The sequence below is a fragment of the Microvirga yunnanensis genome, assembly GCF_025460875.1.
Genome location: NZ_JAMXFI010000089.1, coordinates 1 through 25,966 on the forward strand (window position 1 = coordinate 1; position 25,966 = coordinate 25,966).

Below are 25,966 nucleotides of genomic sequence, written 5' to 3' on the forward strand. Positions count from 1 at the left end.
TCAGTTGCTGATCTACACCGTCTGGCCCGACGTGAATTCTGTCGCTTGCAAGGTCAACCCGAGATGATTGTCAGCTTCTTTCGCCACGCAGGCCTCTCTGTTGCAGGCCTTCCGTGAAGATCATTAAGTCCGGTATAAGCCTGAGCTTGCTCCCGTTCCTATGCGGTATCATGCTGAACAGCGGTGCGGTGTTTACGGCTGCAGATTGGCTCTATAGCTACACACAGAAACTCACCAACTCCGGCACGCATCAAGCTGCGCTCGTTACATCAGCGTTCTGGTTTGCGATGACTGGAGGAAGGTTCTTCCTGGGCTTTGTCACCGCAAAATATAGCGAACGGGTTGTAATCCGTGGCTCAATTGTCAGTTCGATAATCGGGGCGGCGGCGATGGTGTTGCCATTCTCCTCGATCGAACTGCTCGTCGTGAGCGCTATCTTGCTGGGCCTGGGGCTCGCAGCCGTTTATCCAATCCTCATCGCTTCTGCATCAAATCTCTTTGCCAATAGCAGAGGATCCGTGACTGGATACATGGCGGCAGCAGGTGCATTCGGCGCAATAATAATGCCGGCCCTGCAAGGGTGGATTACGTCTGCGACGGATCTGGGAATGGCGGTATTGCTATTCTGTACACTCGCAACGGCAGCGACTCTCTGGTCCGTTCCAATTTCAACACCGTCCCGTTGAAATGCACATATCGGATTCTCAAAAGGATCCGGACAAAGACTAGGTAAGGAAGGGCAGGGGGAGCACTCCGAGTGTCGGATGCGAAAACTACGCGACGTGCATCGTGCCTGGCATCTAAACCGACGTGGAGTAAGATAAATGACAAGTGGGATATCTCTACTGGACGTTGATGACCTTGATTTCGATTTCTCTCCGCGTGCGTGGAATTTTGAAAGAGAGTTCAGCGTCGAAATAGACGCCCATTGGCAAAAACTCCTATCAAGTAATCCTGCGCAGTTTGACGGGTGTGTGCTCTTAATGGATACCCATCAGGTTGTTGAGGAGCCCGGACAAAAGCGCGTTCTTCGCGGCACGTTCCTTGAAGCTGGCTACAAGTCCTTTTCAGCCTGCCGTGACCTGGGATGGCCGGATTCTTCCATCCGAAACTGCTTCGCGATGGCGGCGCTGAAGTCGGAGGATGGCGCATTTTTACTCGGCGAAATGAGTAGCGGGACCTCTCTCCCCGGACGCATTCAATTTCCAGCCGGAACGCCGGACCTTGAGGACGTCCGGGGCTCTAAGGTGGATTTGGAGGCTAGTGCCTTTCGTGAGCTCTACGAGGAAACGACCTTGTCAGCGGATGACATTGTTGCCGCCGAGGGCTGGACCCTTGTTCTCGACGGACCCCGGATTGCATGTATGAAGCCGATGCGTGCCAAGGGTACGGCGGATGAAATTGTGGCGAAGGTAACCCGAGGACTGGCGCAACAGAGAGATCCTGAGTTGGCGCGCCTCCATATCGTAAGGGACCATCGAGACCTGGATACGGCGCGAATGCCTGGGTTCATGCTGTCTTACTTGCGCTCGGCCATTCCGCCGACGCCGGAAAAGCGCAGAGTCTCTGTCTGATTAGGGGCTTTAACGCGGTAGATAAGGAAGTGATCGTGTATCCTAGCGCATCGGACGGACCCGGAGGGCCGCGTCAGCGACCCGAAGGGCCACGCCAGTGACCCGAAGGGCCGCGCCAGCGAAAAGTGGACCCGGTTTTCGCTGGCGCGGCCCGCTGGGTCCTTTCTGACCGATGCTCTCATTCAAGAAGGAAGCATCGGATGGATCCCAAAAGTGCAAGTCCACTTTTCACGTCCGATGCTTTAGAGTGCGATCTGCTCTTCTCCCCAACAGTGCCGACTTCTAGAGCTTGCCCCTGTTCCACCTGAAAATATGGTGGAGGCCCTCAGGCGACACCACGCTCGTATGATGGGCGTGATCGTGCGGGGCGACCGAATTTATGATTCGGACCTGCAGTTCGACGATTACATGGCAATCTACCGGGCTTTACCTCCTGATGAGAAGCATCTTGTCCGCCTTTTGATCTGCCACAATGAAGTGCGTGGTCATGATCACTTTTTGGATCCACAATTTGATTCTGATGCCGCCGTTATCGAGGCATTCCTTCAAGACTTGCCTCTTCCTAATTTGAGGGCACGAGAAGACAGGTCTGGAAGCAGGTTCCGCCATGCTGTCCATCAGGCTGTCGTATAAAGTTTCCCTACTTCGTTCTTGAAGCGAATCCACTATGTTTCATGGCGCCAATCGCAGGCGCCATTTGTGAGGCTCCACTAACAGCCATTAGTGCCTTGCAGGAGGTCCGGCGCTATCGACCGCCAGCCGTCTCACGGCGCTCTCTTGCTGGGCACTCTTTGTACCAACTGAGAACGGTGTGAGGCTCACCGCAAAGGCCAGGCGCTTGAACAGGGCTTGACCAATCTCAATCACTCGCTGGTTGCTCTTGGTAATGATCTAAGAGCTGAGGATAAGAAAGCCCGAGGCATCGTTCGTGTCAGGGTGGTTGGAGCGTGTCGTTATCCCCTGACTAACCTGAGAGCCGCCTCAAATCGCATCCGGGTGCCTTGTTTGATCCTCGAAAGACCAAACTTCTCTGCCATCAGCCGGATGACAGTCTCGTCATCAGCTCCGTCGGCAGCGAGGCTTGCGGCGAGGCTGGCCAACTCGTGAATAGGAATGTCGCCATGCGACCTCACCTCCGGATCCGACTCCCTGAGAGGGAAAGGATGCCCGGGATTGCTCGCCTCTGGCCAGAACACCAGGCGTCCATCCTCTTCGGTGCGTCCGATATCCTGGGGGATCAGGCTGAGGACGATTTCCCGAATCTTTCCTGCTGCACGTTGGAAGCCATGTGATCGAGCGAGCCGCTGGACAAGGACATCATCAAAGACTGGTCCCTCGGTGCGGATCACGTGCCGGACCATCTCCCGAAGCCTTGGACGATAGGCCGGGTCGTAGAAGCGGCCTGCATCGGGGATATGCCCACTGTCGACGAGATTGGCGGGAACGTAGATGCCCTGCGGAGTCGGGATCAGGACGGCTTCGAGAGGTTCAGCCCCTCGGCGGGCGTATATGCGCTGTTCTTCGGAGGACTCATTGTCCTGATCGGGCGCGGGCGGCGTCACCTGATCTGTCATCGCGGGAGCCACATCGAGCATGGAAGCGCTTGACGATGGCTCTGCGTCGATGGTTCCCGCGGGGGAGGTCGGCGCGACATTGCCCTGAGATGGTGTCGGCCCGTCAGGGATTGCTTCTACTGCCTCAGGCGTGCTGCGATCCTCCTCAAGGTCAGCCGTGAGCCTGGCATGGAGCACCTCGAAGGCACGCTCGGCATCCATCCACCATTCGGTGCTCCAGATCCGTCGGATGCGCCATCCGAGCTTGGTGAGGATGTGCTCCCGTAGCCTGTCGCGATCGCGGGCCGTGGCCGAACGATGATAGGTCGCTCCATCACATTCGATGCCCGCGAGGTAGCGGCCCGGTGCGTCCGGATGCACAACCGCGAGATCAACGCGAAACTTGGATACGCCGATTTGGGTGTGGACCTCCCATCCTTGGGACTCCAGCGCCTTCTTCACGGCGTCCTCGAATGGGGACTCCGTATCACGGCCGGTGGGAGCAAAGGCTTCCGCCAGAGCGCGGGGACCACGCTCGGCGAACTCGAGAAAATGCTTGAAGTCGCGAATGGCGCGGGCGTTCGTGCGACTGAGGTCAATCTGGTCCGGCCGGAGTGTGGCGAAGACAATCATCTCCCGCCGAGCGCGGGTGATCGCCACATTCAGGCGGCGGTAGCCGCCCTCCTTGTTGAGGGAGCTGATGGTGGCTACGCCCCGGCCAGCCTGGTCCGGCGCCACCGCGACAGTGAAAAGGATGACGTCACGCTCGTCGCCCTGCACGTTCTCCAGGTTCTTGATGAACACGGGTTCATGCCAGCGGGTGCGGTCGAAGAAGTCTTCCAGCTCCGGGTAAGAACGCCGCTCCTGGTCGAGGAGGTTCTCCACGAGGCGTTGCTGCTCCGCGTTGAAGGTGACCACGCCAAGCGACTGCTTCCGTGCACGGAACGAAGGATCCTTCAAGCGTCGGACAACATCGGCGACGACGGCCTTGGCCTCTTCCTGATTGATGCGGCCCTTGCCCCGCTCGTAGACGCCCCCGGGTACGTGGATGTATCGAACGGCCTGGTCCGCCGTCAGGGGGGAGGGGAAGGTCACGAGCTCGCCGCGGTAGTAGTGCTTGTTCGAGAACGCAATCAGGCTCTCGTGCTCGCTGCGATAGTGCCAATCGAGGCGGATCTGCGGGATGTTCGCTGCGAGACACTCATCGAGGATGCTCTCCTGGTCCTCGACATCCGTACCGTCCTCGATCTCGTCGACGCCGCGCTCGCCAACGCTGGTGGGCGGCAACTGCTCGGGATCGCCAACGATAACCACCTGCTTGCCACGGGCGATCGCCCCGATGGCGTCCCATACGGGAATTTGCGACGCCTCGTCGAAGATGACCACATCGAAGGGGGCACCGTCGGGAGGGAGATACTGGGCGATGGAAAGCGGGCTCATCATCACACAGGGCGTCAGCTTCGTGAGCACACTCGGGATCTCGGAGAACAGCCGGCGCACGGGCATGTGCTTGGCGCGCTTCGTGATCTCACGGGCGAGTGTTCCCCACTCGGGATCTGCTCCGAAGGCGTTGGGCGGCGGGATGTCGCCCGAGAGATGTGCCTTAATGATACGCTTCGACAGATCGACGACCCGCTCGTCGGCCGCCCTGAAGCGCGCGATCACGTCCTCGTGGCGCGCGGGAACGAACGAGCGCAGGACGGCGTCGTTGTCGACGATGCGGTCCGCCCACCATCGGGCATAGGCTGCTTCGAACGCGGTGGCCACTTCTTCGGGGCTGACGGCACCCCTGCCGATGGCGGCGACCAATGGCCCAAGGCCAAGTTCGGCGGCCTGGCTGCCGGACTTGTTCCAGAAGCACCACTCCTGCGCGCGCCCAAGGCTCGTCTTCCAGCGCGCCGCGATGGCTGCCGTCTCCTCGATCCAATCTGCTCCTTCCGCAAGTGGAACAGGGCCGTCGCCGAGGCCGGCAAGCCGGGCGACCGCCGTGATTGCGGACGTGGCCGCCTCCCAGACCGACAGGAAGTTGCTGGCGGCCTCGGCGCCGGCGCCTCCCGGCTCCCACTGGTCATGGTCCGCGAGCAGGCCGCGCATACGCTCGAGCATGTGGGAGCGGTCGAGGCCCAGCGCGTCGGCTGCCAGCGAGGAAACCTTCCGCGCATGCGCCGCCCACTCGAGCCAGCCCTGGATCTCTGCCGTGTCGGTATCAATGCCTTCCCATGAGGAGCCAACCGCGACGAAAACGTCGCGGAGATGCTCCGCTGACGCGCGCACCTCCTGAAGATCAAGCAGCTTCACGAGTTCCATGCCGAGGTCGGTCGGTATCTGCGAAGTGGCGAAAGGCTGCAAGGCCATGCGCACCTTGCTCTGCCGGCTGCTGCGGAACAGGAAGTTTGACTCGGACGCGGCACGCCAATCCGCGAGGATGGCGCGGAGATCCTCCTTGAAGACGGATGCGCTGTACGCACCGGAAAGACCGCCGGTAATCTCTGCGGCCTTCGTCCTCAGGGATTGCAAGGCCTCGATGGCGGAGCGGAGCGCTGCCTGGTCGGCCCCAATGCAGCGGGCTGCCTTGCGCGCCTCGGGACGAGTGAGCAGCGCTGTCAGGAAGTAGACGGCACGCATCGCCGCATAGGAATCTGCCCGAGGTAGGGCAATGGCGTCACCAACCCTGCGGCTGGCATCCCTGAGGGACGTGATTGCCCTCACAAGCGCATCAAGAGCGGCAGTCAGCTCTGTGCGCCATCCCGGGCTCCATTCCAGTGTTCGGATTTCCCGCAGCGGATGCTCGGACGGATCGCCAGCCGCGCGGAGCGCGGTTGACAGGTCGCGGCATGTCTTGCGGAGGTTGGCGAGGAAAGCCTCATCGTGCGTCGCGTCCGGCCAGCCCAAGACCACATCTTCAAAGCGGCCGCGGTGGGCCACCACGATCCCGAAGGTCTGGTAGGCGGACATCCCGTTGGAGCGGCGGGTGTGGAGGGCTGCCACAAGGGCATTCAGCTCGTTCCTCAGCTCTGCCAGTTCCTCGGCCGCCTCCTTCCATTCGCGTGCGTCCGGGACCGCACGCTCCTGCCAGGAGGTCTTGAGTTGGTTGAGGATTGCCGACTTCTGCGCCTTTGAGGAGTGGACCTCGAGGCAGTAGTCCCCCAGCCCGACGTCGACCAGGCGGCGACGGACCACCTCAAGCGCCGCCGTTTTCTGCGAAACGAACAGAACCTTCCGCCCCATCGCGAGCAGTTGGGAGATCATGTTCGTGATCGTCTGGCTCTTGCCGGTACCCGGGGGGCCGTGCAGGACGAAGTCCTTGCCTCCGGCGGCAGCGAAGACTGCCGCAAGCTGGGACGAGTCCGCGGACAGAGGCGCGAACACTTCCGAGGGATGCCGCTCGTGGTCCAGCCTAGCGGGGGACGGGAAAGGCCTGTCGTCGCCGTAGGAGTGCTTCGGGGTGTCGACGAGATGGCGGACGACCGAGTTCTGCTTGAGCAGGTGCATTCGCTCGACGAGGTCGCGCCACATCAGGAACTTGGTGAATGAGAACGTCGACAGGACGACCTCGGTGGTCACCTCCCATCCACGCACATCGCGCACGTGGGCGCGCACGATGCTCCAGACCCTGGCCACATCGATGCCCGAACCGTCGGCTGGCAGTTCCCCTTCCAGTTCCTTAATCCGCAGGTTGAAGTCCTGGCGGAGCATCTCTAGCAGGGTCGGATTGAAGCGGATCTCATCCTCGTGCAGAGCGAGCCGAAAGCCGGCCCTCACGCTGGACCGCTCAAGGGAGACAGGCACGAGGAGGAGGGGAGCCTTGAGTTCCTGTCCCTTGCCCTTCTCGTCCTGCCGCCAGCGCAGGAAACCGAGAGCGAGGAAGAGGATGTTGGAGCCGCCTTCCTCGAACGCGGTGCGCGTTACGCGGTAGAGGTCCGTCAGCCGCGCGTTCAGGTCCTTCTCATCGAGCGTCGAATGCAACTCGTTGCGGGCGATCGCGTCCATGGCAATCTGGCGGCGGGCGTCGGCGTTCGTCCTCTCTTCGTGGAGCTTGGCGTCACGGACGTCGCCCTCGCCGAGGACGCTCGACTGCGGCAATATCTTGAACCGCCGACCGCCAGACAGGGCATCCTCCAGAATGTGAGGTTCGGGACACTCGATCCGGATCGACTTCGCGCCGTCCTTGAAATTGAGCATCTTATTGCGGAGGGTGAGGTCGAGGAGTTTCCGCTTCCACCGTTCCAGACGATCAATGTTCGGGTCTTCGACCTCTCGAATGATAATGTCCTCGGCAAACGTAGGAGCCTCGTCGATGCCGATGTCGAGCTCGGGGCCCTCTTGCATTTCGTTTGACGTCGCAGCCGCCCCGTCCCCGAGGTCCAGCGGCCGGATCTGCGCGGATCTCGCCCGTGAGACGTCAACGGCGAGCTCAAGCGGAGCCTCTGCACCGTCTTCGATGTGGGCCGCTCCCTTACGCGCGGCATCACCGAACCGTCCCGGGGGCGTATGGGTCAGGTAGGTCGTCTCGACGAAAATCGCCTCTTCGGCATCCCGGCGCTTGCGGAGGACCTGGACGTCGTCGACGACCGCCATCGGCAATTCCTCCCGACGCAGGAACACCCCGACGAAGGCATGTCCTTCGGTAAGAACGACCATCGGGTTGAGACCGGCCTGTTCGAGGGCCGCCGCGTAGAGGAGGGTGAGGTCGAGGCAGGTTCCAATCCGTTTCTCAAGGATCTCGGAGGGTGACCGAACCTTTTGTCCCTGCCTCTCGAAGCTTTTCGGGGGGAGAACGTAGGTCAGGCGTTTTGCGGCCAGCACAGACCAAATCGCGGCCGCCAGCTCCCAAGCCCGATCGCGACGTCCCGAGGTGTAGCCATCGATGGCATTCGGCTTGCCGGCGGCCGCGAGCTTGAGCCCGGCTTCCCTTAGGACTGCACCGATGGCTGGATCGTTGGGACGAACGAACGCTGCAAGCAGTTCGGGGGCTGATCCGGTCCCACCCCAGTGTGACGGTGGGAGGAGGTGGATCGGCTTCACTGCCTGGGCGAGCTCGGTGCCTTGTTCCTTCAAGGTGAATCGAAGTTCGCCTTGGACCGCCTCGGTCAATTTGCGCAGGAAGGCGATGCTCAAGGGCAGGTTGGGACTGCGGACATGCTGGGTAGATCTTGCAGGGATACGGTCGATGCGAACAGACAGCAGGGCGGCGAACTCCGGCTCAGATGCAACCTCCACGATTAGGTCAACCAAGTCGCGGTCGGTCCCATTCTCGACGGTAATCTCGCGAACGGAGGGCACGGAGTTTTGGTGGAATGCCGCAGAGATGTGGTCAGACACTACAACAGATAGAGAAATTCCCCCGTCAGCCATCCTGATTCTATACCCCATGCGCTCGGTTTCGAGACGATAGCAATGGGATTGCTCTTCGGGAAATAGTAAGTTTATCTCAACCTATGGTAATATGGTCGCATACAGTTGTTCGGCTGTCGACGAAGGCTAGAAGGAACGTTCAAGCCGAAGCCATCGCTCGTCCGAGCGTAAGTCTCGGCCTCTCAGGCTGCCTTCTTGGACCTGATCCTGAGCTTCGGAGCGGGTAGCTCCTCCAGCTCCTCATCGTCATTGTCGATATCAACATCACGCTTGAGCGACATCTGGAACTCGACGCAGATGAACCAAAGGCTCCCGATTCCGATCCTGGCCGCGAGGAAGGTCGGCGAGGTGTTGAAGTACGTCAAGGAAAGGGCAGACATTCAGCACGGACTCCGGAGATGCATCTGATGCGATCTGACTGACCACTCCGGAATACGTGGAACTGACGTGTGGTCGGATTGCGCAAAGGACCGACAGCCATCGGTTGCGGGAACAAAGCCCTCAACGCATTTTAGCCATCCCTGGTGAGAATCCTAACGACGCCTTGGAATCATCAGGTCACAACGCTCGTCTACAGCATTAGAAAAGGCCGGAAATCCGGCCTTTTCCTTCGTCAAATTCGGGTGCGGCACCTTTCCGCTGACTTTGCGGACACACATTGGGTCAATCTGGCCAACCTAAAGAGCGTCCATAGTGTTGCGGCTAGAAAAGTTTGGCACCTATCTGGCGCCACCGCCTTTGATTTGATTAGCGAAATTTCGGCGCAATAAAACCTGTCTGTCACTAAAGCGCGCAAAGTTTGGCACTTGATGCGCAGATGCTCACCAATGTGAAGAAACAAAAAGCCCCGGCGGAGCATCTCCGCCGGGGCTTTTTAACTTGTTGGGATTTGGACGGAAAACTATTCGAACGTCAGTCCCACGATGTCCGATCTGAGAAAGAAAGAAGCGTGATACAGTTCTCGGTCGAGCACGGGCAGAATTCCGCGAGTGCGTAGGGTTTGCGCAACTTTCCTAAAATGCACTCCTGCCTCTCGTGCCATTTCTGAGATCGAGCAATATGTCTTCGCGAATTCGTCTGCAGACTGACGAATAATGAATAGCGCAGGGCATCGATTCAAAGGGTTTACGACGGCGCGGGTTTTAAGAACGCCATTGTCAACCAGGGCCCGAATGACCTGATCAGATGTGCGGAGCATGTCCCTCACTCTAAAGAATGGGAGATCGTCCAACGGTTTGCACGCCAGTAATGTACGAACTTCGTCCACCTCTACCAACAAAGACATGTAACCTGTCTTCGCGGGATCGCGTACCACACGCTTAAGCTTCCGATCCAAAATAAACTGGACAATCTCCATCGCACTGCATCGAGCTCTCTTAGCTGCGCCGGGTAAGTCGGCAAGTGAAACATCTGCCTCAGCCAAGTCGGTCGCATCCCGAAACAAGGTAGCCAGAAACGCATTCAGCTCCGTTCTCGCGAACAAGTTTTGGCGAATGCTATAGACCTTTGAGCTCGATAGACACGGTTGGATAAAGCCATGTTCGTAAAGCAGGGCAGTGTGAATTCGACCCGAGCCGAGGTATGATTCCACTGCAATCAGTGGGATGGCATCTAGGACGGTGTCGAGCACTTTCGAGGCTGCCTCGACTTCGAAAACTGTAAACCCATTTTTTACCCTCGCGTGTTCCTTCTTGATGACGCCTTCTGCTGTTAGAATCTTGCGAAGCCGCTTAGGATGAATCCCCGTCTCCCTGCTAGCGGTCCAGACAGAATGAAGCCTCCGCTGCGTGACAGCCGTTCCAAGGATGACCTGACCAGTTCCAACCGGGATCGTTTCGACAATGTGATTTCTCAGTAAATCACGAATAGGCGTGTAGGCAGGATGTTTGCCACCGCCGGAGAGCCAATGGTAGAAGCTGCCAAAAAACGCGTTCGGGCCCTCTGACCCCCTGTGAGAGGACAAAAATCTTGAATGCAGGGTAGTGAACACTTCTCGGATGCCAGTTTCATCACGCGACGCATAGGAGTACCCAACGTCACCCGCCAGATATAGTGAGTCTTCGCTAAGACTACCTAGCTTGGCATTGGCCCCAAATTGCTCCACAGCTCCCAGCACTTCGCAAAAGCGTGCAGCCGCATGAAGCTCGAGGCTATTCAGAAATGGTGTTTCGGCTAGTGATCCCTGGAGTCGCTGCGAGACGTATCGTTCGAGGGCCGATGCCGGCCGCCGCGTAGCGTCACTGAGGAGCCGATCCAAATCACTGAGTGCAGGACCAGCGAACGCTGCAAAGTCATGAACCTTGGCCTTCGCTGGACGAGGGAGCTCAACTAATGCAATGTCGTGAATGGTACACGTTCGAATAGATGTTAACAGCCACTCTACTCGGCCGAAGGCAGCAGCCGGGGGAGGCAAGTCCGAACATGATAGATCGTCCTTCAAACAGGCTGGACATATATGCAGTCTCGTCCGACGCAGTGCAGAATCGACAAGTCGCTCACCACCAATATTGAACTCCTGACCATTACGTCGGATCGTTCCCGAAGCATAGGCATCTGGGCTAACACCTACCAGACGCGCGAGCTTTTCGACAGCAGTTCCATCTCCGTCGACGAGACCCTGAAAATCGAGACCTGTATCCTGACAAAACGGGAAAATGCCCTCTTGATGATTGAGCACGGCGTTACGTGAAGCATTCGAGATCGGCGTTTCAAGAGGCATTGGGATAGCTCTGAGCCAGAGCGGATTGGTCATTTCTTCCCTCCTGACTTCCCTCGGGTGCCATTGAGCGAACTGGTATTCGCGTCAGAGCAATACGCGGTCTCGCTGGTCACGAGGACGCGTGTGGCATCCAGGTCGACCCAGTTCGATGCAAAGTACGGGTTCCAAGGTGCAAGGTTACCGGTTCTATTGGCGAACGCGTCGCCAAAGTGCTTTAGCGTCAGACCAGCAGCGCTGCTGCGAAGAGCAACCCGTATGGCGTTGTGAATTTCCTCGGCAACAACACCTAATTGGTACGTCCCAGCATGAAGGAGGCGCGGGACAACCTGATGTTGCTCAGATTCGTCGAATTCTAATTCAGCTTCTTTCGCCAATTGTGTGATGAATGAGCCAACCATTTTAGAGTCTGCGCCGATGCTCAGCGGAGGCAACTCAATCCAGCGACCGCGTCTAGCGACTTGGCGGTCAGGATGTACCAACCTAACCGTGAGCGGGGTCCCGGAAATTATGAGACCGATCGGGTATCTCTCGTCGACCAACAAGCCTTTCAATACGTTTCGAATTTTCTGCATCTCGATTTCGTTAACCGTTTGCACGACATGTTGCATTTCGTCGAAGTGAATAACCAGGATCTCCAAGGCCCGCACTCGTTCGCGCACAATCCGCCACACTTCTGGACCATCAATTCGGTTACGGACGATCGTATAGCCCAGAGAATGCGATGTTTCGCGGCCCAATTCCGCCAGGTTGCACGGCGATGGTGCTGTCACGGTAACGATCTTGCATCCCGGTGCATTGCGCGGGTAGCCATTAGCCAACGCGTGGTTATCGAGTAATCGTCGGATCGCTGTGGTCTTTCCGGCTCCGGATTCACCAAGCACCACGAGTTGGTTTCCTTCCCCACGGTTCGAGGGCCCATGGTTCATGCCGCCGTTTCTGCGCTCTGCAAGGTCTTCCAGTAACTCGTCGAATGCGTCGCGCAGCAGCTTGTCGCGACGAGTCTTCGCATATACATGGCGAACCCTCTCCATTGCGGCAGAGCGTCGACGCACCTCTTCTGGTTGAATAGTTCGTATTGGACCGGTAGTATCGGTCTCGATCTCGATTGATGCATCTAAATGTTTCTGGGTCATTGGAGACTACCTTTCAAAACTGAAATCATCATCCTGTGGGTTCTCGGATGATGTGGAGCTAGGCAGGGTCACTTCGGAGTCGGCGACGCGCGACGAGGGCCGTGCACCGACGATGAAATCGCGTCCGAGAAGATCTTGAGATTCCTCGACATCACGGGATGGGGCGAGCTTTTCGGGCATACTGAAACCGAAGAATACCCCAGCCTCCAATCGCTCAATGTCCTGGGACGTTACCGGTTGTACGGAAATATTGGCCCGCGCCATTGATGCGTCGCGCGCTTGTTGGATGGCATCCATGGCCCGGTAAATAACCGGGGCGGATTCCAATGCTTCTGCGGCATGCGTTCGCTTTAGGTCATTTACCGTCTTGGCCCAGGTGACGATTGAAACATCGTCAAAGTCAGGCGAAGCGCAGGTCGCCTCCTTCCAGGCGCGTCCGTCGCGGTAGGCAATTTTGCCAAGATCCAATGGATCGATGCGTAGATCAAGTTCCATTGAACCCTTATCGAGAAACACTTTTGCAAGTGCCTCAGACTGGTATTTGAGGCCGAGGACTTTTACACCGCTGTTCCCGAGCACGCGCGTCAACCGTTCGCCGAACACGGCGCGACACGTAGACCGGTCGGGAGGCGGGCGAATTCCCACCATCTGGCTCAAGCGAATCCAGGCATTTCGTGGCGACTCGGCCGCTAGATCGTCACTTGGCATGTTATGATAAACGTCGACTAACCACCGAACGAGCAGCAGAGCGAGCTCCTCGCTCGTTAAATGGGCAAGTCCCTCGCTATCATAGTCGCCTCGCCTGAGGTAATCTCCGAAGGTTCTCCCCTCAAAAAGGGAAATGAATTTCGTATGAAGCGTTTCAAAGAACCGTTCCAGCGTTCCACGCAGCCAAGGCAGTCCGCCTGGTGGAACATCATGTGCAGCACCGAGGTCGAGAATGGCCGACACGAAATCTTGTTCGATAAATGCCGCGCCGCCGTCAGTTGCTACCGTCTCCGGCCGGCAAGCTTGGTCCCATGGCGTCTCGGCTCCGGCCTGCTTAGCCAACAGAGTTTTATCAGCGACCACCATCCGCAGCACCTGACGGGCGTCGCGAGAGTTTGCGGTCTCCGAAAGAGTGGCACCGAGAATGCACCCGGTCGCAACGTCAAGAGCAGCGCAGAACTGCATGCGGCCTATGCGGGTCTGCTGCTCGGCATTCAGCGCATTCCATAAACCGTCCTGCTTGAGAAGCGACATTAGGTCGACTTCGTAGTGGTCCATCTCGACACGTTGCCCTGGTCGAACAACATCTGGACCTTGTGAAACAATCGCAAATAGTCGCTTGGCCTTCTCCTCGCCTTCGCGGGCCAGGCAAACGGCAAACCGGCTTAAACCTCTTACATACGCCCGGAGTGCATCCTTGCCGGGACACGCGATCCGCTCTGCCTTTCCGACGGTCGTGTTGTACTTCGCAATCTCCATCTGCATGTCGAGATGAAGGCTTGCATAGGATGGCTTCCTTCGAGAGAGATAGCGCTGGCCGTACTTTGCGACGTACTCCCGTGCCTTTGGGGAAAGTCGTGGCCCAGCTCCGCAATTGCGATAACTGTCACGCAAACACCATGGGACAAGACCGCCAGCTTCGAACTTGGCCAGCCAACGCCGAAAGGTGCGGATTTTCGGCGGCTCGACGCGACCAATCACTGTTCCGACGCGAGGAGACTTGCATCCTCCTTTAGATTTCGGTTCGGCGCTTGATCTCTTATTGCGAGTTTTCGCCTCTTCTTTAGCCAGTACTGCCCGAGCACGCTCGCACTTGTAGATGTCGTCAGCGATCTGCTCCAGAATAGCCTCGAGCTGGCGCTCACCTCGATTGGTTTCGCCTGCAGCCTCATACTTCAAGAACCGAGTAAGGACCTGCCATTTGTAGTATACTCGAGCGGACTCCTTTTCAGCCAGTTCGTGCAGGCTCGAAACCCCGCTAGACTGGCGGACCCGGACTTTGTCTGGGTCATAGTAGTCCGGTTCGTGCAGCCAGTTTCTGTCTTTGGACGCTTCCCAGAGCTCTGTATGGGTGAATGCGGCCACGACCTTTCCGCTGTCTTCGCGTCGAAGAAGATAGCCGTGTGCAGTTTCTTCTGGGTCCAGATAGCGGACGCCATCTATTGTGATACGGTCATGCTGCGAGAAGCGGAGCTTCGGATGACCGAGCGCTGATCGGTTCCCGGAGATCATGCGATGCTCCTAAGCGCCATAGGTGATTCAACGAACGTTGTGTGATTGATCCGACCGACTTGCTTAACCACAAGTGTCCCAGCCGCGATCAGCCGCACAATGGCTCGAAAGCTGCGGCCATGATTTCCGGCCCGCTTGACGAGGTCTCCAACCCGTATGGGACCGTCCAACGTAGTCAAGGCTTCCCGCGCCGCGAAATCGGCACTTTGATCCGGGTCTAGTCGCGCCGCATGGATGAGTTCGGCGTTATGTATTAAATCGCGTGGTAGTTCACGTTCGGTGATAAGCACGATACGGTCGGCAACGCCTGTGGAGAGTTGTGCGGCGATCCACGCGAGCTCGTCAAAGAAGAACTTCTTTTTAGCTCGCTCGAATGGACGGACCGCGACGGCAATAACCTCACCGTTTGAGGTGTGGACCTCGAAGTCAAAAGTATGGTGGCGAAGCGTGCCTTGTGCATCGACATAGGCGACGCGAGGTTGTTGTTCGCGAACCTCTCTGACATCTGGTCGTGCTAGAAGGCAGAGAAGCGCCTTCTTCTCAAGGCCGCTTTCATAATAGATGATCCGGGGCTCTCCAATTGAACTCACAAGCGCGCCGCGCAGACTTCCTTTAGGTCTCCCTGTTCGGTTTGTGAGGGAGATGGAACGGGACGAAACCGAAGGCGCAGGGCTGGTGTGAATTGGCGCTGATGACGAAGGTTGTATGGTATTCATGTTGAGATCGCTCTAGGCAGCCGCCAGCGACCCCGATCGAACCGACGTACCACTTGCGCACCGTATCGCACACGTGTAGCATCGTTCTATGATCGGGCTTCGGCTGCGGCCGCGCTTGGTTAGGAGACGCTCCCTTAGCTTGCGAGGGCGACAAGGAGCAGGAATGTACGAAGGGCATTCTGATTGCAGTCAGAGTGCCCTTTTTATTGGTGAGGCAGCTACATCTTGGCCTCCTTTCGGTCCTCAAACGCAGGGTTGCAGGAGTTGATCCCAGCACCTGCCGCTCCGGCCGGGCTCAGTGAAAGTAGTACCCTGGTTGTGCTCATCCACCGCTGGCCCTCTTGTGGGTCAATCTCTCTCGTCAAGGAGTGAGTTTGGGACAGACGCACTGCGCGACTAGCATGTGTAACCGCGGATAGCGGGCTTTTAGAGACCGTGCCGGTGGCTGTTTCGCTTATGTGCGTTTCTTTAGGATGGGTGTTCGCGGGACGAGTAGAGCTGTTCGGATCCGGCAGGTTCCGGCGTGCGGTATCAAAGTTGATCATGATTGGCTTTCAGGCATGCGGAGGCGATGCCTGGAACGATGTCCCAGGTCGAAGCCCAGCGTTTTGGGGATCGCGCTTTGAAACTCTTGCCTTTTCCCTGAGAAGCCGTAGGCTCGAGAGAAGACGGGTGGCAGAGCTTCAGGCTTGACCATCTCTAGCGCGTGGCTCGTTGGCGCGAGCCATGCGCTTATTTGCATCAAAAAACGGTCGTTACATTTGGCCTTTCCTTCCAGTTATCGACTTGAGTGGCGCTATAGAAAGCGGTGCAGAGCGACCGTGTCCAGTAGGGGGACTGAGTGGTGATCGCCTTGGCATGGATGATGTCGCCGGGTGCCGTTGACGGTGACAAAGGCGGATTGTAAATAGCCAGAACAGCCGAAAAATCGCTAAATTTGCGGTTTTTCGCGATTCAATGTTTCGATTTATCTTGCGAATCGGGTCTCCCTGCAGAGCGAGAAAAAATTTTTATTCGCATCACAACTTTGACCTTAGACCGATGCCTTTCGCCGTGAGGCGGGGCCGCAGTTCGCTTGCAAGCAGCACAATTGATTCGTTTATCGAGTGAATCGGCCACCGGAGCAGACGGACTTAGAATGATGGGTGCCCTTGGTTGCTCAAACTTTGTGGCATGGTTGGTCCTGCCGAGTAGCAAACCTTCTCCACGCGTCGATCAGTCGGTGTAACTCGTTCATCTCCTCATCTGTGCGTTTCGCTCGCATCGATCGCTGAAGCACGGTTGCGACCAGCCAAGCGCAGGCCCGGTCTCCGCACAGTGCGAAATAAGCAACCCGCGACACAGCCAGATCAATGTCATCAGGAGCGTTGTGGTCCATTCGCCAGAGAGCAGTGATTGCCGCGTTACAGGCTGTCGCAGGATCGTCGTAGTGCGGCGGTGAGTGATACGACGCGGCTTTCGCGGGTGAAATAAGAAGATGGTCTCTCGCTGCGTCGAAAGTAGCGTCTTGCGGAGCAGTTCGCCGCCACCAAGCGGCGTGGGGCCGGCCTGCAATTCGTTCGTCTGGGGGTGCAGATCCCGATGATATGTCGTTCGGAATTCTTCCGATGGAGTAAATTTGGCTCTGAACGTAAGTTTCTGGGTCATCCACCATGAGACGCTCCATCTTCGCTCTGATACGTCTCAGTAATCGGCCTTTAAGACGTTCGTGGTGTTGCTGACACGAGCTGGATCTGCGCGGCGGGCTAGCTTGACCACAGTCGCGGGGGTAATTGGCCTGTTGAGATCCAGCTCGATATCTCCGGCGGCGACGAGGCTTAGAATGGCTGAGGCAGCGTCTCGCCTCCGCAGACGGGATGCGACTTCTGCTAGGGAGGTTTGAGGCGCGGAGTAGAGGTGGGTTACGACTGTCGATCGTTCCGTGGATGTGACTCTTATTCCGCTGCAGGAAGCGATCCATCGCGAATTATCAAGCCGAGGTTGCCGGGTAATCGATTTCGGTGGAACCAGCAAAATACGTCGTCCCGCATGTTCTGCGGTACGCTTCAAGAGGTGCAGACGTTCTTTATCCTCCGAGCGGCACCAAGTTCTCCGACCCACAGCGATAACTGTGAACTCAGTTTGGCGAAGACGAACACGTAGGATAGTCAAGCCAGCATGGCCAAGTCCACAGACCTTCTCAAGGTTTTCTACAAGTGGATCGAGACCGGCAACACGCATACCGGGGAAAGCAGTGGCAAGGCGGCGGAGATCTGTGGCTCGGTCGAGGAGGTCCTCGGCCCGTCGCCGCCGTGCTGCAGCCGAAGGCAGGGTTGTTGTACTCTGGGGACGTGCGACGTCAGGCATGTTATGGCATCCTCATGCCGGGATGCTGTCCCGGCTTCAAAATGTTGCGGAAGATCGGGATGCGTCACATCTGGGCGGCATACCCGCCCTCGGACGTGCGTACCTTCGACGAAGCGAAGGAGTCGGGCTCGCTTGACCGAACCTGGGGAATCATCTTCCGATCTGTGCGGATCAGGAGATGGTTCTTGATTATAGTACTCACTGGCGCTGCAATTAGCTATGTGCTGATCACTCGCCGGTGCTTACTCAAAACGAGCAATCTTGGTGAGGTCAAGAAAAGCCTAGAAACATGGTTAATGCAGCCCAAATAAAAGCCGCTCGAGCTCTGCTTGGCTGGTCGCAAGATGAACTATGCGAGCGGGCGGACATCCATAGGCGCACTCTAACGACGCTAGAGTCCGGCAAAATTCAAAGCTATGACTCGACAATCAATCGAGTTGTTATAGCATTAGAATCTGCGGGGGTTCAATTTTTTGAGCAGGATGGGGGCGGGTATGGAGTTTTGATACGCCCGTCTACCGAGCCCTGATGAAGCAATTTGACATAACTGCGAGGAGAAATAGGCGCTATGCATCGAAAGAGGCTGTTTTAGGAGAAAAAGCCTCGGTGTTTATTTTTTTCGGGCCCTAGGCACTGCTCTTCTCGACAAAGCTGGCTCCACTCTTGTTCGTTCGATCCGTTAACGGACTGTGCCTGACGGAAGAAGCCCGACCAAAAATCCTGTGTCGCACTTATCCCGCGGAATTGGAGCGAGACAAAAAGGAATAAAGGCCGGCCTTAGACCATCCCGATCTCCGCCTCAATATTGGCCGGACCAGTGGTGTCGTAAGGATTCTACAGCGTCTCCTCATAAGGCTCAGCACGCCTCCTCAGCGCGCCACCAACTCCCAGCTAAAGCATCGGACGAGAAGTCGGATCCGATGGGTTTTGCATCTCAGCTATCTCGAAGCCGCTGGCGGTGCGTCCACTTAACGGTCCGACGCACTAGACAATTTGCCGCCGCGCTTGAAGCACCTGTGGTATGAGTCGAAGGAGCCGGAAGTGGAACGGTGGCTCAGGATGGTCGCTATGTTAATCATTCAACTGACTCCTTCCATAGTCCATGAGCAACCGATCGTTTGAAGACGTCTTTCAAGCCTCTTTGTTAACCAGCAGGCGAGGGGAGCACTTCCCACCGGTCAGAGAAAATGCTTTGGAAACAAGGAGTTTAACGGCTCGGCTAACGAAGGAAGACCGACACGAGCTTCCATGATCAGGTCCGGAACGAAGCCGTTCGCAATGCCGTCCAACAAAGCAGTACGCATCCTAAGACCAAGCCGTAGCCAACTCCAGCTTAGCTACATTTGCCGCGCCAGCATCAAATGAAATCAGAATATTAGCTGTCAGGGCGAAGCGTAGCTTTCGGAAGCAGGGGGAGGGGGTCTGATCTTGGGAGCACGGTTCCGCGGATCTCGATCCTTCTCGGGTCACAACGGCAACACCGCGTTGCGAAGCCACGGCCGTGGTGAGTGCAGGGATGCTCCTGCGCTCTTCCTCCATCCTGCCGAAACAATCCGAGGAACAGCGGTCCTTGTTCCGGCGTTGGCGCGACTTAAGCGGGGTCTTTGTTCATGGCCGCCACCAGCAACGATTACACCTCAGGTGTTCTCCGGGCGCGCCCGGAGCGGATCGCCACTCCGGCCGCACCAACGCCGGGCCGCCACCCGCTGGGTTTGGACGGCACGCGAGACGGCGCTGTCCTGGTGCCGGCTGGGCTTGATCCGGCCAAGCCGGCCCCGCTCATCGTGGCGCTTCATGGCGCGGGCGGGATCGCCACCCAGATGCTCGATCTCCTGGAGGTGCAGGCGGAGCGGCATGGCCTGATTGTCCTCGCACCCGAATCCCGCGGTTCAACCTGGGATGTGATCAGAGGCGGCTACGGCTCCGATGTCGCCTTCATCGACAGGGCTCTGACGAAGATCTTTCAGCTCCACGCCATCGATCCTGCCCAAATTGCGCTCTCCGGGTTTTCGGACGGTGCGTCCTATGGTCTGTCTCTGGGCGTCATCAACGGCGAGCTGTTTGACCATATCCTCGCTTTCTCGCCAGGGTTCATGGCGCCGGCGAGCACCGCCGATACGCCGCGGATCTTCGTATCCCATGGGATCCATGACGAGGTTCTGCCCATCGATCCCTGCAGCCGCAGGATCGTTCCGGCTCTCAAGCGAGCGGGCTACGACGTGGAGTATCATGAGTTCGATGGCGGCCATGTCGTGCCGCCGGAGATGGTCGAGCGCGCCGTGGTACGCTTCCTTGCCTGACGGCTTATTGCACGTTCCGCCCGGGTGGGACGCGGCGGCGCAGCATATCCACCGTCATGGCTTCCGCAGGGTTCTCGTGCTTGGGGAGAAGGATACGGGCAAGAGTACGTTCTGTCGCTTTCTTGCAAAAACAGCGGCACAGTCGGGCCGCAGCACGGCACTTCTGGATACCGATGTCGGCCAGAAGCTCGTCGGCCCTCCGGCCTGCGTGACCATGGGCGATTCACAGGGGTTGTCGCTCGCCTTCGTGGGGACGACTAATCCCGTTCTCGGCTGGCCCCGTCTTGTCGAAGGCACGCGCCGCTTGGCACAGCAGACGGATGCTGATTGTCTGATCGTCAACACGAGCGGGCTCCTGACGGGCCCCGGCCGCAGCCTCAAGGCCGCCAAGATTGCCGCGCTTCGACCGGATCTGCTGATCGCTGTGGGTGAGGGACAGTCGCTTGAGGCAATTGCGCACGATGCCTCGGTTCTGCCGTCCCTTTGCGTTCCATCTTCCCCAGAAGCACGACGCAAGACTGATGGCGAGCGGCGCATGGCCCGGCGGGTGGCCTTCCGGCAGTATTTCTCGCAATCCCGCTTGCTGAAGCTCGAATCCGGAGTGCTCCCGCCGTCTCACGTAGAGGCTCCTCTCCCCTCCAGGCTCCTGGTCGGATTGTCGAATGAACCCGATCATGATCTCGGATTGGGACTGCTTCTCAACCGGATTGAGGGCGAGATCCTCGAAGTGCTTTCCCCTATTGTCGAGGATGGTGTGCTGTGGGTGCACCCTGGCTTGTTGATCCTCGGCGATGATTTCACCGAGAAGCATCTTCCAGCAGGTCGTCGAAGGATGTCGGGTTAGCCCAGATCCACACTTGGTGTGGTAAGAGACGCGACTGCATCCCGCCCGCTCGCCAAGAGACCAAACTTGTTCACCTGTAGTAACTGCCGTGAATTGAGACCAACGGGCCCTGGGCTTGGGTGATCACAAATGGCTGGCACTGCTCGAAAGCAAACTGATGGTCTGCTCTCGCAAGGAACAGCGGACGTTCCTCGAGAGGATGGGATCGTCAGTGCGTGACCCACTCCGGACCTCCCCAAACAGCGAGAGAGCAGAGGGCGGGCTCCTGCGGGAATCGAGAGCACATGATGTGAAAGCGCTGGGACACTCGCTAGTCTCGCGGGCGTCCCAGAGCTGATTGCAGGCAATGAGCAGGCTGTTGGGCCTCCCGGCTCTACACGCCGATCTGGCCGCCACCCTGCTTGGTGATCGCCACGATAGCGGGCCGCGGCGGCATGCCAGCCTTGAAGTCCGGCCAGCGGGTCGACGGATCATCGAAGGTCGATGCCCTGCCGAAGGCAGGCCAGTCCTGCCCATCCTCGCCCGGATGCTGCACGGCCACGAACATCGTCTCGTCATCCGGAGTAAAGATGGGGCCACACATCTCCGCTCCGGTCGGGCAGCGGAAGAAGTGCCGGGACGTACCACGCAACTCGCCCTCGGTCTCCATCGCCCACACGCCATCAGAGCGTCCCGTGGTCACGCCCGAGTTGCCGTCCGTGGTGATCCAGAGCCGGCCCATGTTGTCGACCGCACAATTGTCCGGCATGCCGAACCAGCCATCCTTCGTGGTGGCCGAGGAGAAGGTGGCGCCCACGGCCGCCACTGAAGGATCGCCACAGCGCACCAGGATCTCCCAGCGGAACTTTGTCCCGGCATGATCCAGATCGTCAGGGGTCATCTCGACGATGTGGCCGAACTTGTTCTCCGGACGTGGGTTGGCAGCATTGACCTGATCGGGCTTGCGCCGATCGTTGTTGGTCAGCATCGCGTAGACCTTGTTGGTCTTCGGATTGGCTTCCACATCCTCAGGCCGATCCATCTTGGTCGCCCCTAACAGGTCGGCTGCCCGCCGGGCTTCGATTACCACATCGGCCTGCGACCGGAACCCGTTCGCCTCGGTCAGCGGTCCCTGGCCGTGAACCAGCGGCAACCACTCGCCCGTGCCGTCCTCTTTGTACTTGCCAACGTAGAGCGTGCCCTCGGCAAGCAGGTCCATGTTCGCCTGGCGGTCGTTCGGGTTCACCGTGCCGCGGGTGACGAATTTGTAGATGTACTCGAAGCGCTCATCGTCGCCGGAGTAGACGACATACCGCCCATCCTTGTTGGTGATGCCAGCAGCGCCTTCGTGCTTGAAGCGGCCCATAGCGGTGCGCTTCTTCGGGGTGGAGTTGGGATCGAACGGGTCGATCTCGACGATCCAGCCGAAGCGATTGGCCTCGTTCGGCTCCTTGGCGAAGTCGAAGCGCTCATGCCACTTGCCCCAGGCATAGCGGTTGCCGGGCACGCCATAGCGCTTGTGATTGCGTGCTTCCGGATGATCGTCGGCGAGCTTGCCCCAGAAATAGCCGTTGATGTTCTCCTCGCAGGTCACCCAGGTGCCCCACGGCGTCACGCCGCCAGCACAGTTGTTGAGCATGCCCAGCACCTGCTTTCCGGCAGGATCCGCCTGCGTCTTCAGCCGGTCGTGCCCGGCGGCAGGACCGGTGATCTCCATCGGCGTGTCGGCGGTGATGCGGCGGGCATACTTGGAGTTCGGGACGACACTCCACTTGCCGTTCTGGCGCTGGACCTCGATGACGGAGCCGCCATGAGCCGCCATTTCGATGTCGACGAGCTCCTTGGTCATGCCCTTGAAGTCGGCTTCCTTGGTGTCCTGCATGCCAAGGCCGGGGAACATCAGCTCCTCGCTGGTGTACTCGTGATTGGCAACGAGGAGCCCGTGGTTGGAGCCATCGATGGGGAAATAGCCGAGGAAATCGTTGTTGTAGCCGAACTGCCGGCGCTGCTTCTCGGCCGTCTGGGCCTGCGGGTCGAACTCTGTCCCATCAGCGAAGATCGGATCACCCCAGCGGATGAGAATGTCGGCGTCATAGCCCTCCGCGACGTGGTGCCTCTCGTCGATGCCGGCCGTGACCTCCTTGAAGCTGAACTTCGGGGTTGCGCCCTGGGCCTGCGCCTTTTCGGCGACGGCCAAGGCCAGGGGGCTGACGGTGGACGAAATGGCGGTTGCGGCCAGGGCACCCTTGAGCAGATCCCGCCGGCTGAACCGGGCGCCGATCACGTCACCGAGAGTAGCATTCTCTGAGGGATTGCGGCCAATGTCTTCGGATTCCTCATAGGCCTTGGTAGCTGAAATCTGGCGTTCCATTGTTTCCTCTCTGTTCTCTTGATCCGTTGGGGGCACCCGCAGGATGGACGATCATAGTAAGGCGACAAAAGACAGGACATCCACCCACTCTGTAAGCCGGCTGACCGCCGCAAAAGAGGGATACAGGGCTCTGAATGTCTCAAGATGGCACTGGGCTGACCTTGGCCGTATTTCCGCAATGGAGCGGTATCGGGACTTTCACAGAGCCTCGCCTAAGGGCTCAGGTTGCCTCTGAGGCGACATTGCAGGCGAGTTGGTTCCATCCGCCGGGCGCATTCTGCCGATCTTGGCACAGCACGCACATCCGTGCCCAGGTCCGTCCAGGTAAGCCTCCTGGACCGCAGCGGGGATGGCGTGCTCGGGGTTCTGGAGGCACAATGGGTCTGCTCGTGTGGCTTGGTCACGCACGGCTGGAAGGAAATCCGACCTGCCTCGTAGGCCGATAGCCGCAATGTCGACCCATCGGCTTGGAGGTCTCGGTGATGGAGCGTCGGCTGGCCGCCCTCTTCGCGGCAGACGTGGAAGCCTACTCCCGCCTCATGGAGGAGGACGAGGCTGCGACCTTTGAGACGCTGACGGCCCATCGCGCCATCCTCGATGGCTTTATTGCCGAACACCGGGGGCGGATCGCCAACACGGCGGGCGACAGCGTTCTGGCCGAGTTTCCCAGTGCCATCGATGCGGTGACGTGTGCGCTGAGAGCCCAGGAGGCGCTCGCGTCCGCCAATGACAAGCTGCCGGAGACCCGGCGCCTGCAATTCCGGGTCGGGGTGCATGTGGGCGACGTGATGGTGAAGGGCGGCGATCTGTTTGGCGACGGCGTCAACATCGCCGCCCGGCTTCAGGCGCTGTCGCGTCCCGGAGGCATCTGCCTGTCGGCAACCGCCCAGGAATACGTGCGCAAGGCCCTGCCCGTTATCTTCGAGGATCTCGGACCCCAGCGCGTCAAGAACATCGATGAGCCTATCCGGGCTTTCGCCGTCAGAGCCACCCAAGGGCAGGGGACGCCGGCCCGTGTTCCGTCCGGCAAGGAAATCCTCCGGGCCGACCGGCCGGCTGTGGCGGTGCTGCCGTTCACCAACATGGGCGACCCGGACCAAGCCTACTTCAGCGATGGCATCACCGAGGACATCATCACCGAGCTCGCCCGTTTCCGGGAGCTTCTCGTCATCGCCCGAAATTCCTCGTTCTCGTTCCGGGGCAAGGACGTCGACGTGCGGGAGGTCGGACGGGCGCTCAATGTCGACTATGTCGTCGAAGGCAGCGTCCGGCGCGCCGGTGACCGGGTCCGGATCACCGCGCAGTTGATCAACGCGGCCTCAGGCGCCCATCTCTGGGCCGAACGGTATGACCGCTCATTCGAGGACGTGTTCGCCATCCAGGACGAGATCGCGCGTGGGGTGGTCGCCACCGTGGCCCGCCGCATCGAGGAGGAGACGGAAGCGGTGGCGCGCCGCCGCCCGCCGCAGGACATGCGCGCCTACGATCTCTTCCTGCAAGGGCATCGCCTCACCGACGTCTTCACGGACGACGGGCAGGCTCGGGCGCGGGCGTTCTTCGAGCGCGCCCGCGACCTCGACCCTACCTTCGCCAGGGCGTACACCGGGCTTGCGTTCAGTTATCTCAACCAGGCCGCCGAGGAGGGTGTCGGGCTTCCGCGAGAGCGGGATCCGAACCGGATCGAGGCGCGCCGGCTCGTCGAACAGGCGCTGACGGTCGATCCAACCGAACCACGGGTGCAATCGACGGCCGGCTACGTGTTCCTGACCTGGCGCGAGTTCGACCGGGCCGAGCGTCACCTAAATCTTGCGCAGGCCATGAACCCGAATGACGCGACGATCCAGATCTTCTGGGCCTGGGCCCAAGCGTGCTTGGGGAACCCGGCGAAGGGCCTGATGGCTGCCGAGCTCGCTCGGCGCCTGAACCCGCGCTATCCGCAGTGGTACAACTACTACCAGGCCAGGACGCTGTTCTTCCTGCGGCGCTACGAAGATGTCGTTGCCCAGCTTCAATATCGTATAACCGGGGAACCCACAGTGCACCGCCGGGACATGCTCCTGCTGAGTGCGGCGTTTGGCCTGCTCGGGCAAGCGGAGCCGGCTCGGCGATGCGCCGGGTGGTTCCTGGAAAGCGTCAGGGACGCGTGGCGTGGTGATCCGAATGCGGGACCGCCCGAGTATATCGACTGGTTCGTCGACACCTCGTACCTTCGGCTCCCAGAGGACGAGGCGCTCCTGCGGGAAGGTCTCCGGCTGGCCGGGCTGCCGGCTTAGACGGGTGGGTTCACCCGCTCCATGATGAAGTGGATCTCGGTCTCATCGATGCCCCTGAACCCATGGCGCCGGTAGAGCGATCCCACCGGGTTCCACTTGAGATACCGAAGCCGAAGCGGCCATCCGCGAGCGTCTGCGATAGCAGCACAGTGCTTCAGGATCCTCGTTCCCAAGCCCCGCCCCTGAAAGGCCGGGAGCAGGTAGAACTCGTCAAGGCGCAGATGATCGGCAAGAGCCGTGAGGGCGATGGTGCCAACAGCCTGACCCTTGAGCATGATCCGGCAGAACGGCGTGTCCCTGAACCGCTGCTCATGGAAGTTCCGCTGGAAGGCCTCATCCCATCCCCATCGCGCGATGATGTGCGGGCCCATGGCCGCCCGTTTGACCTCGAACGCGAAGTCGCTCGCCTCAGGGGTATGAGGCAGGCGTTCAAAGCTGATGTCAGGAGGCAGTTCCGGAATATCCATCGATCAATCGACCCGTGAGCATGGGCATCGTCATCGAAGTCTGAACTCGATCCGATTGGGCCGAGGGCCTGGACGACCTGTTGCGTAGAAGCCGGTCTTGTTGGGGTGGACGGCCC

General features: G+C 59.1%; 15 protein-coding genes. 7 read left to right on the forward strand and 8 right to left on the reverse strand.

Annotated elements, in window-relative coordinates; all coding sequences use genetic code 11:
- Window positions 1–113 precede the first annotated feature (113 nt).
- The 3 genes from NF876_RS30710 (at window position 114) to NF876_RS30720 (ending at window position 2,207) form a co-directional block, all read left to right on the forward strand.
- Entirely contained in the window at window positions 114–686 is a 573-nt protein-coding gene (locus tag NF876_RS30710; RefSeq protein ID WP_262272055.1) for an MFS transporter, read from the forward strand.
- 138 nt (window positions 687–824) lie between these two features.
- Complete coding sequence (locus NF876_RS30715; protein ID WP_262272056.1) at window positions 825–1,574, forward strand: NUDIX hydrolase; 750 nt, start codon at window positions 825–827, stop codon at window positions 1,572–1,574.
- A gap of 345 nt (window positions 1,575–1,919) precedes the next feature.
- Window positions 1,920–2,207 (forward strand): hypothetical protein, encoded by a 288-nt coding sequence (locus tag NF876_RS30720; protein WP_262272057.1) that lies wholly within the window; start codon window positions 1,920–1,922, stop codon window positions 2,205–2,207.
- Window positions 2,208–2,527: 320 nt separating this feature from the next.
- On the opposite strand, the gene proA is transcribed toward NF876_RS30720, so the two are convergent.
- The 6 genes from proA to NF876_RS30750 all read right to left on the reverse strand — a co-directional run bounded on the left by proA (window position 2,528) and on the right by NF876_RS30750 (window position 15,270).
- The gene (proA, locus tag NF876_RS30725; protein WP_507237401.1) at window positions 2,528–8,500 is read right to left on the reverse strand and encodes an anti-phage protein ProA; all 5,973 of its coding nucleotides are present in this window, start codon (window positions 8,498–8,500) and stop codon (window positions 2,528–2,530) included.
- Between the two features lie 164 nt (window positions 8,501–8,664).
- Entirely contained in the window at window positions 8,665–8,862 is a 198-nt protein-coding gene (locus tag NF876_RS30730; RefSeq protein WP_262272059.1) for a hypothetical protein, read from the reverse strand.
- Between the two features lie 521 nt (window positions 8,863–9,383).
- Window positions 9,384–11,234 carry a TniQ family protein gene (locus NF876_RS30735; protein ID WP_262272060.1) on the reverse strand — a complete coding sequence of 617 codons (1,851 nt, stop codon included), beginning with the start codon at window positions 11,232–11,234 and terminating at the stop codon, window positions 9,384–9,386.
- Window positions 11,231–12,334, reverse strand: coding sequence for a TniB family NTP-binding protein (locus tag NF876_RS30740; protein ID WP_262272061.1), 1,104 nt, complete (start codon window positions 12,332–12,334; stop codon window positions 11,231–11,233). Before NF876_RS30740 ends, NF876_RS30735 begins: the two co-directional genes overlap by 4 nt.
- 6 nt (window positions 12,335–12,340) lie before the next feature.
- Entirely contained in the window at window positions 12,341–14,554 is a 2,214-nt protein-coding gene (locus tag NF876_RS30745) for a TnsB C-terminal domain-containing protein (protein WP_262272062.1), read from the reverse strand.
- Window positions 14,551–15,270: a PDDEXK family nuclease gene (locus NF876_RS30750; protein WP_262272063.1), complete on the reverse strand. Its 720-nt coding sequence runs from the start codon at window positions 15,268–15,270 to the stop codon at window positions 14,551–14,553. Before NF876_RS30750 ends, NF876_RS30745 begins: the two co-directional genes overlap by 4 nt.
- Before the next feature lie 2,635 nt (window positions 15,271–17,905).
- On the opposite strand from NF876_RS30750, the gene NF876_RS30755 reads away from it, so the two are divergent.
- The 3 genes from NF876_RS30755 to NF876_RS30765 all read left to right on the forward strand — a co-directional run bounded on the left by NF876_RS30755 (window position 17,906) and on the right by NF876_RS30765 (window position 20,760).
- Complete coding sequence (locus tag NF876_RS30755) at window positions 17,906–18,145, forward strand: helix-turn-helix domain-containing protein (RefSeq protein WP_262272064.1); 240 nt, start codon at window positions 17,906–17,908, stop codon at window positions 18,143–18,145.
- Window positions 18,146–19,226: 1,081 nt separating this feature from the next.
- A complete protein-coding gene (locus NF876_RS30760; protein WP_262272065.1) occupies window positions 19,227–19,916 on the forward strand; it encodes an alpha/beta hydrolase in 690 nt (229 codons plus the stop codon).
- Window positions 19,917–19,923: 7 nt separating this feature from the next.
- Window positions 19,924–20,760 (forward strand): Clp1/GlmU family protein, encoded by an 837-nt coding sequence (locus tag NF876_RS30765; RefSeq protein ID WP_262272066.1) that lies wholly within the window; start codon window positions 19,924–19,926, stop codon window positions 20,758–20,760.
- Window positions 20,761–21,133: 373 nt separating this feature from the next.
- Here NF876_RS30765 and NF876_RS30770 read toward each other — a convergent pair whose 3' ends face one another.
- Window positions 21,134–23,110 carry a PhoX family protein gene (locus NF876_RS30770; protein WP_262272067.1) on the reverse strand — a complete coding sequence of 659 codons (1,977 nt, stop codon included), beginning with the start codon at window positions 23,108–23,110 and terminating at the stop codon, window positions 21,134–21,136.
- Between the two features lie 482 nt (window positions 23,111–23,592).
- On the opposite strand from NF876_RS30770, the gene NF876_RS30775 reads away from it, so the two are divergent.
- Window positions 23,593–25,383: an adenylate/guanylate cyclase domain-containing protein gene (locus NF876_RS30775; RefSeq protein ID WP_262272068.1), complete on the forward strand. Its 1,791-nt coding sequence runs from the start codon at window positions 23,593–23,595 to the stop codon at window positions 25,381–25,383.
- Here the strand turns inward: NF876_RS30775 and NF876_RS30780 are convergent.
- Window positions 25,380–25,850, reverse strand: coding sequence for a GNAT family N-acetyltransferase (locus NF876_RS30780; protein WP_262272069.1), 471 nt, complete (start codon window positions 25,848–25,850; stop codon window positions 25,380–25,382). The two genes, NF876_RS30775 and NF876_RS30780, sit on opposite strands and share 4 nt — an antisense overlap.
- Window positions 25,851–25,966: the final 116 nt, after the last annotated feature.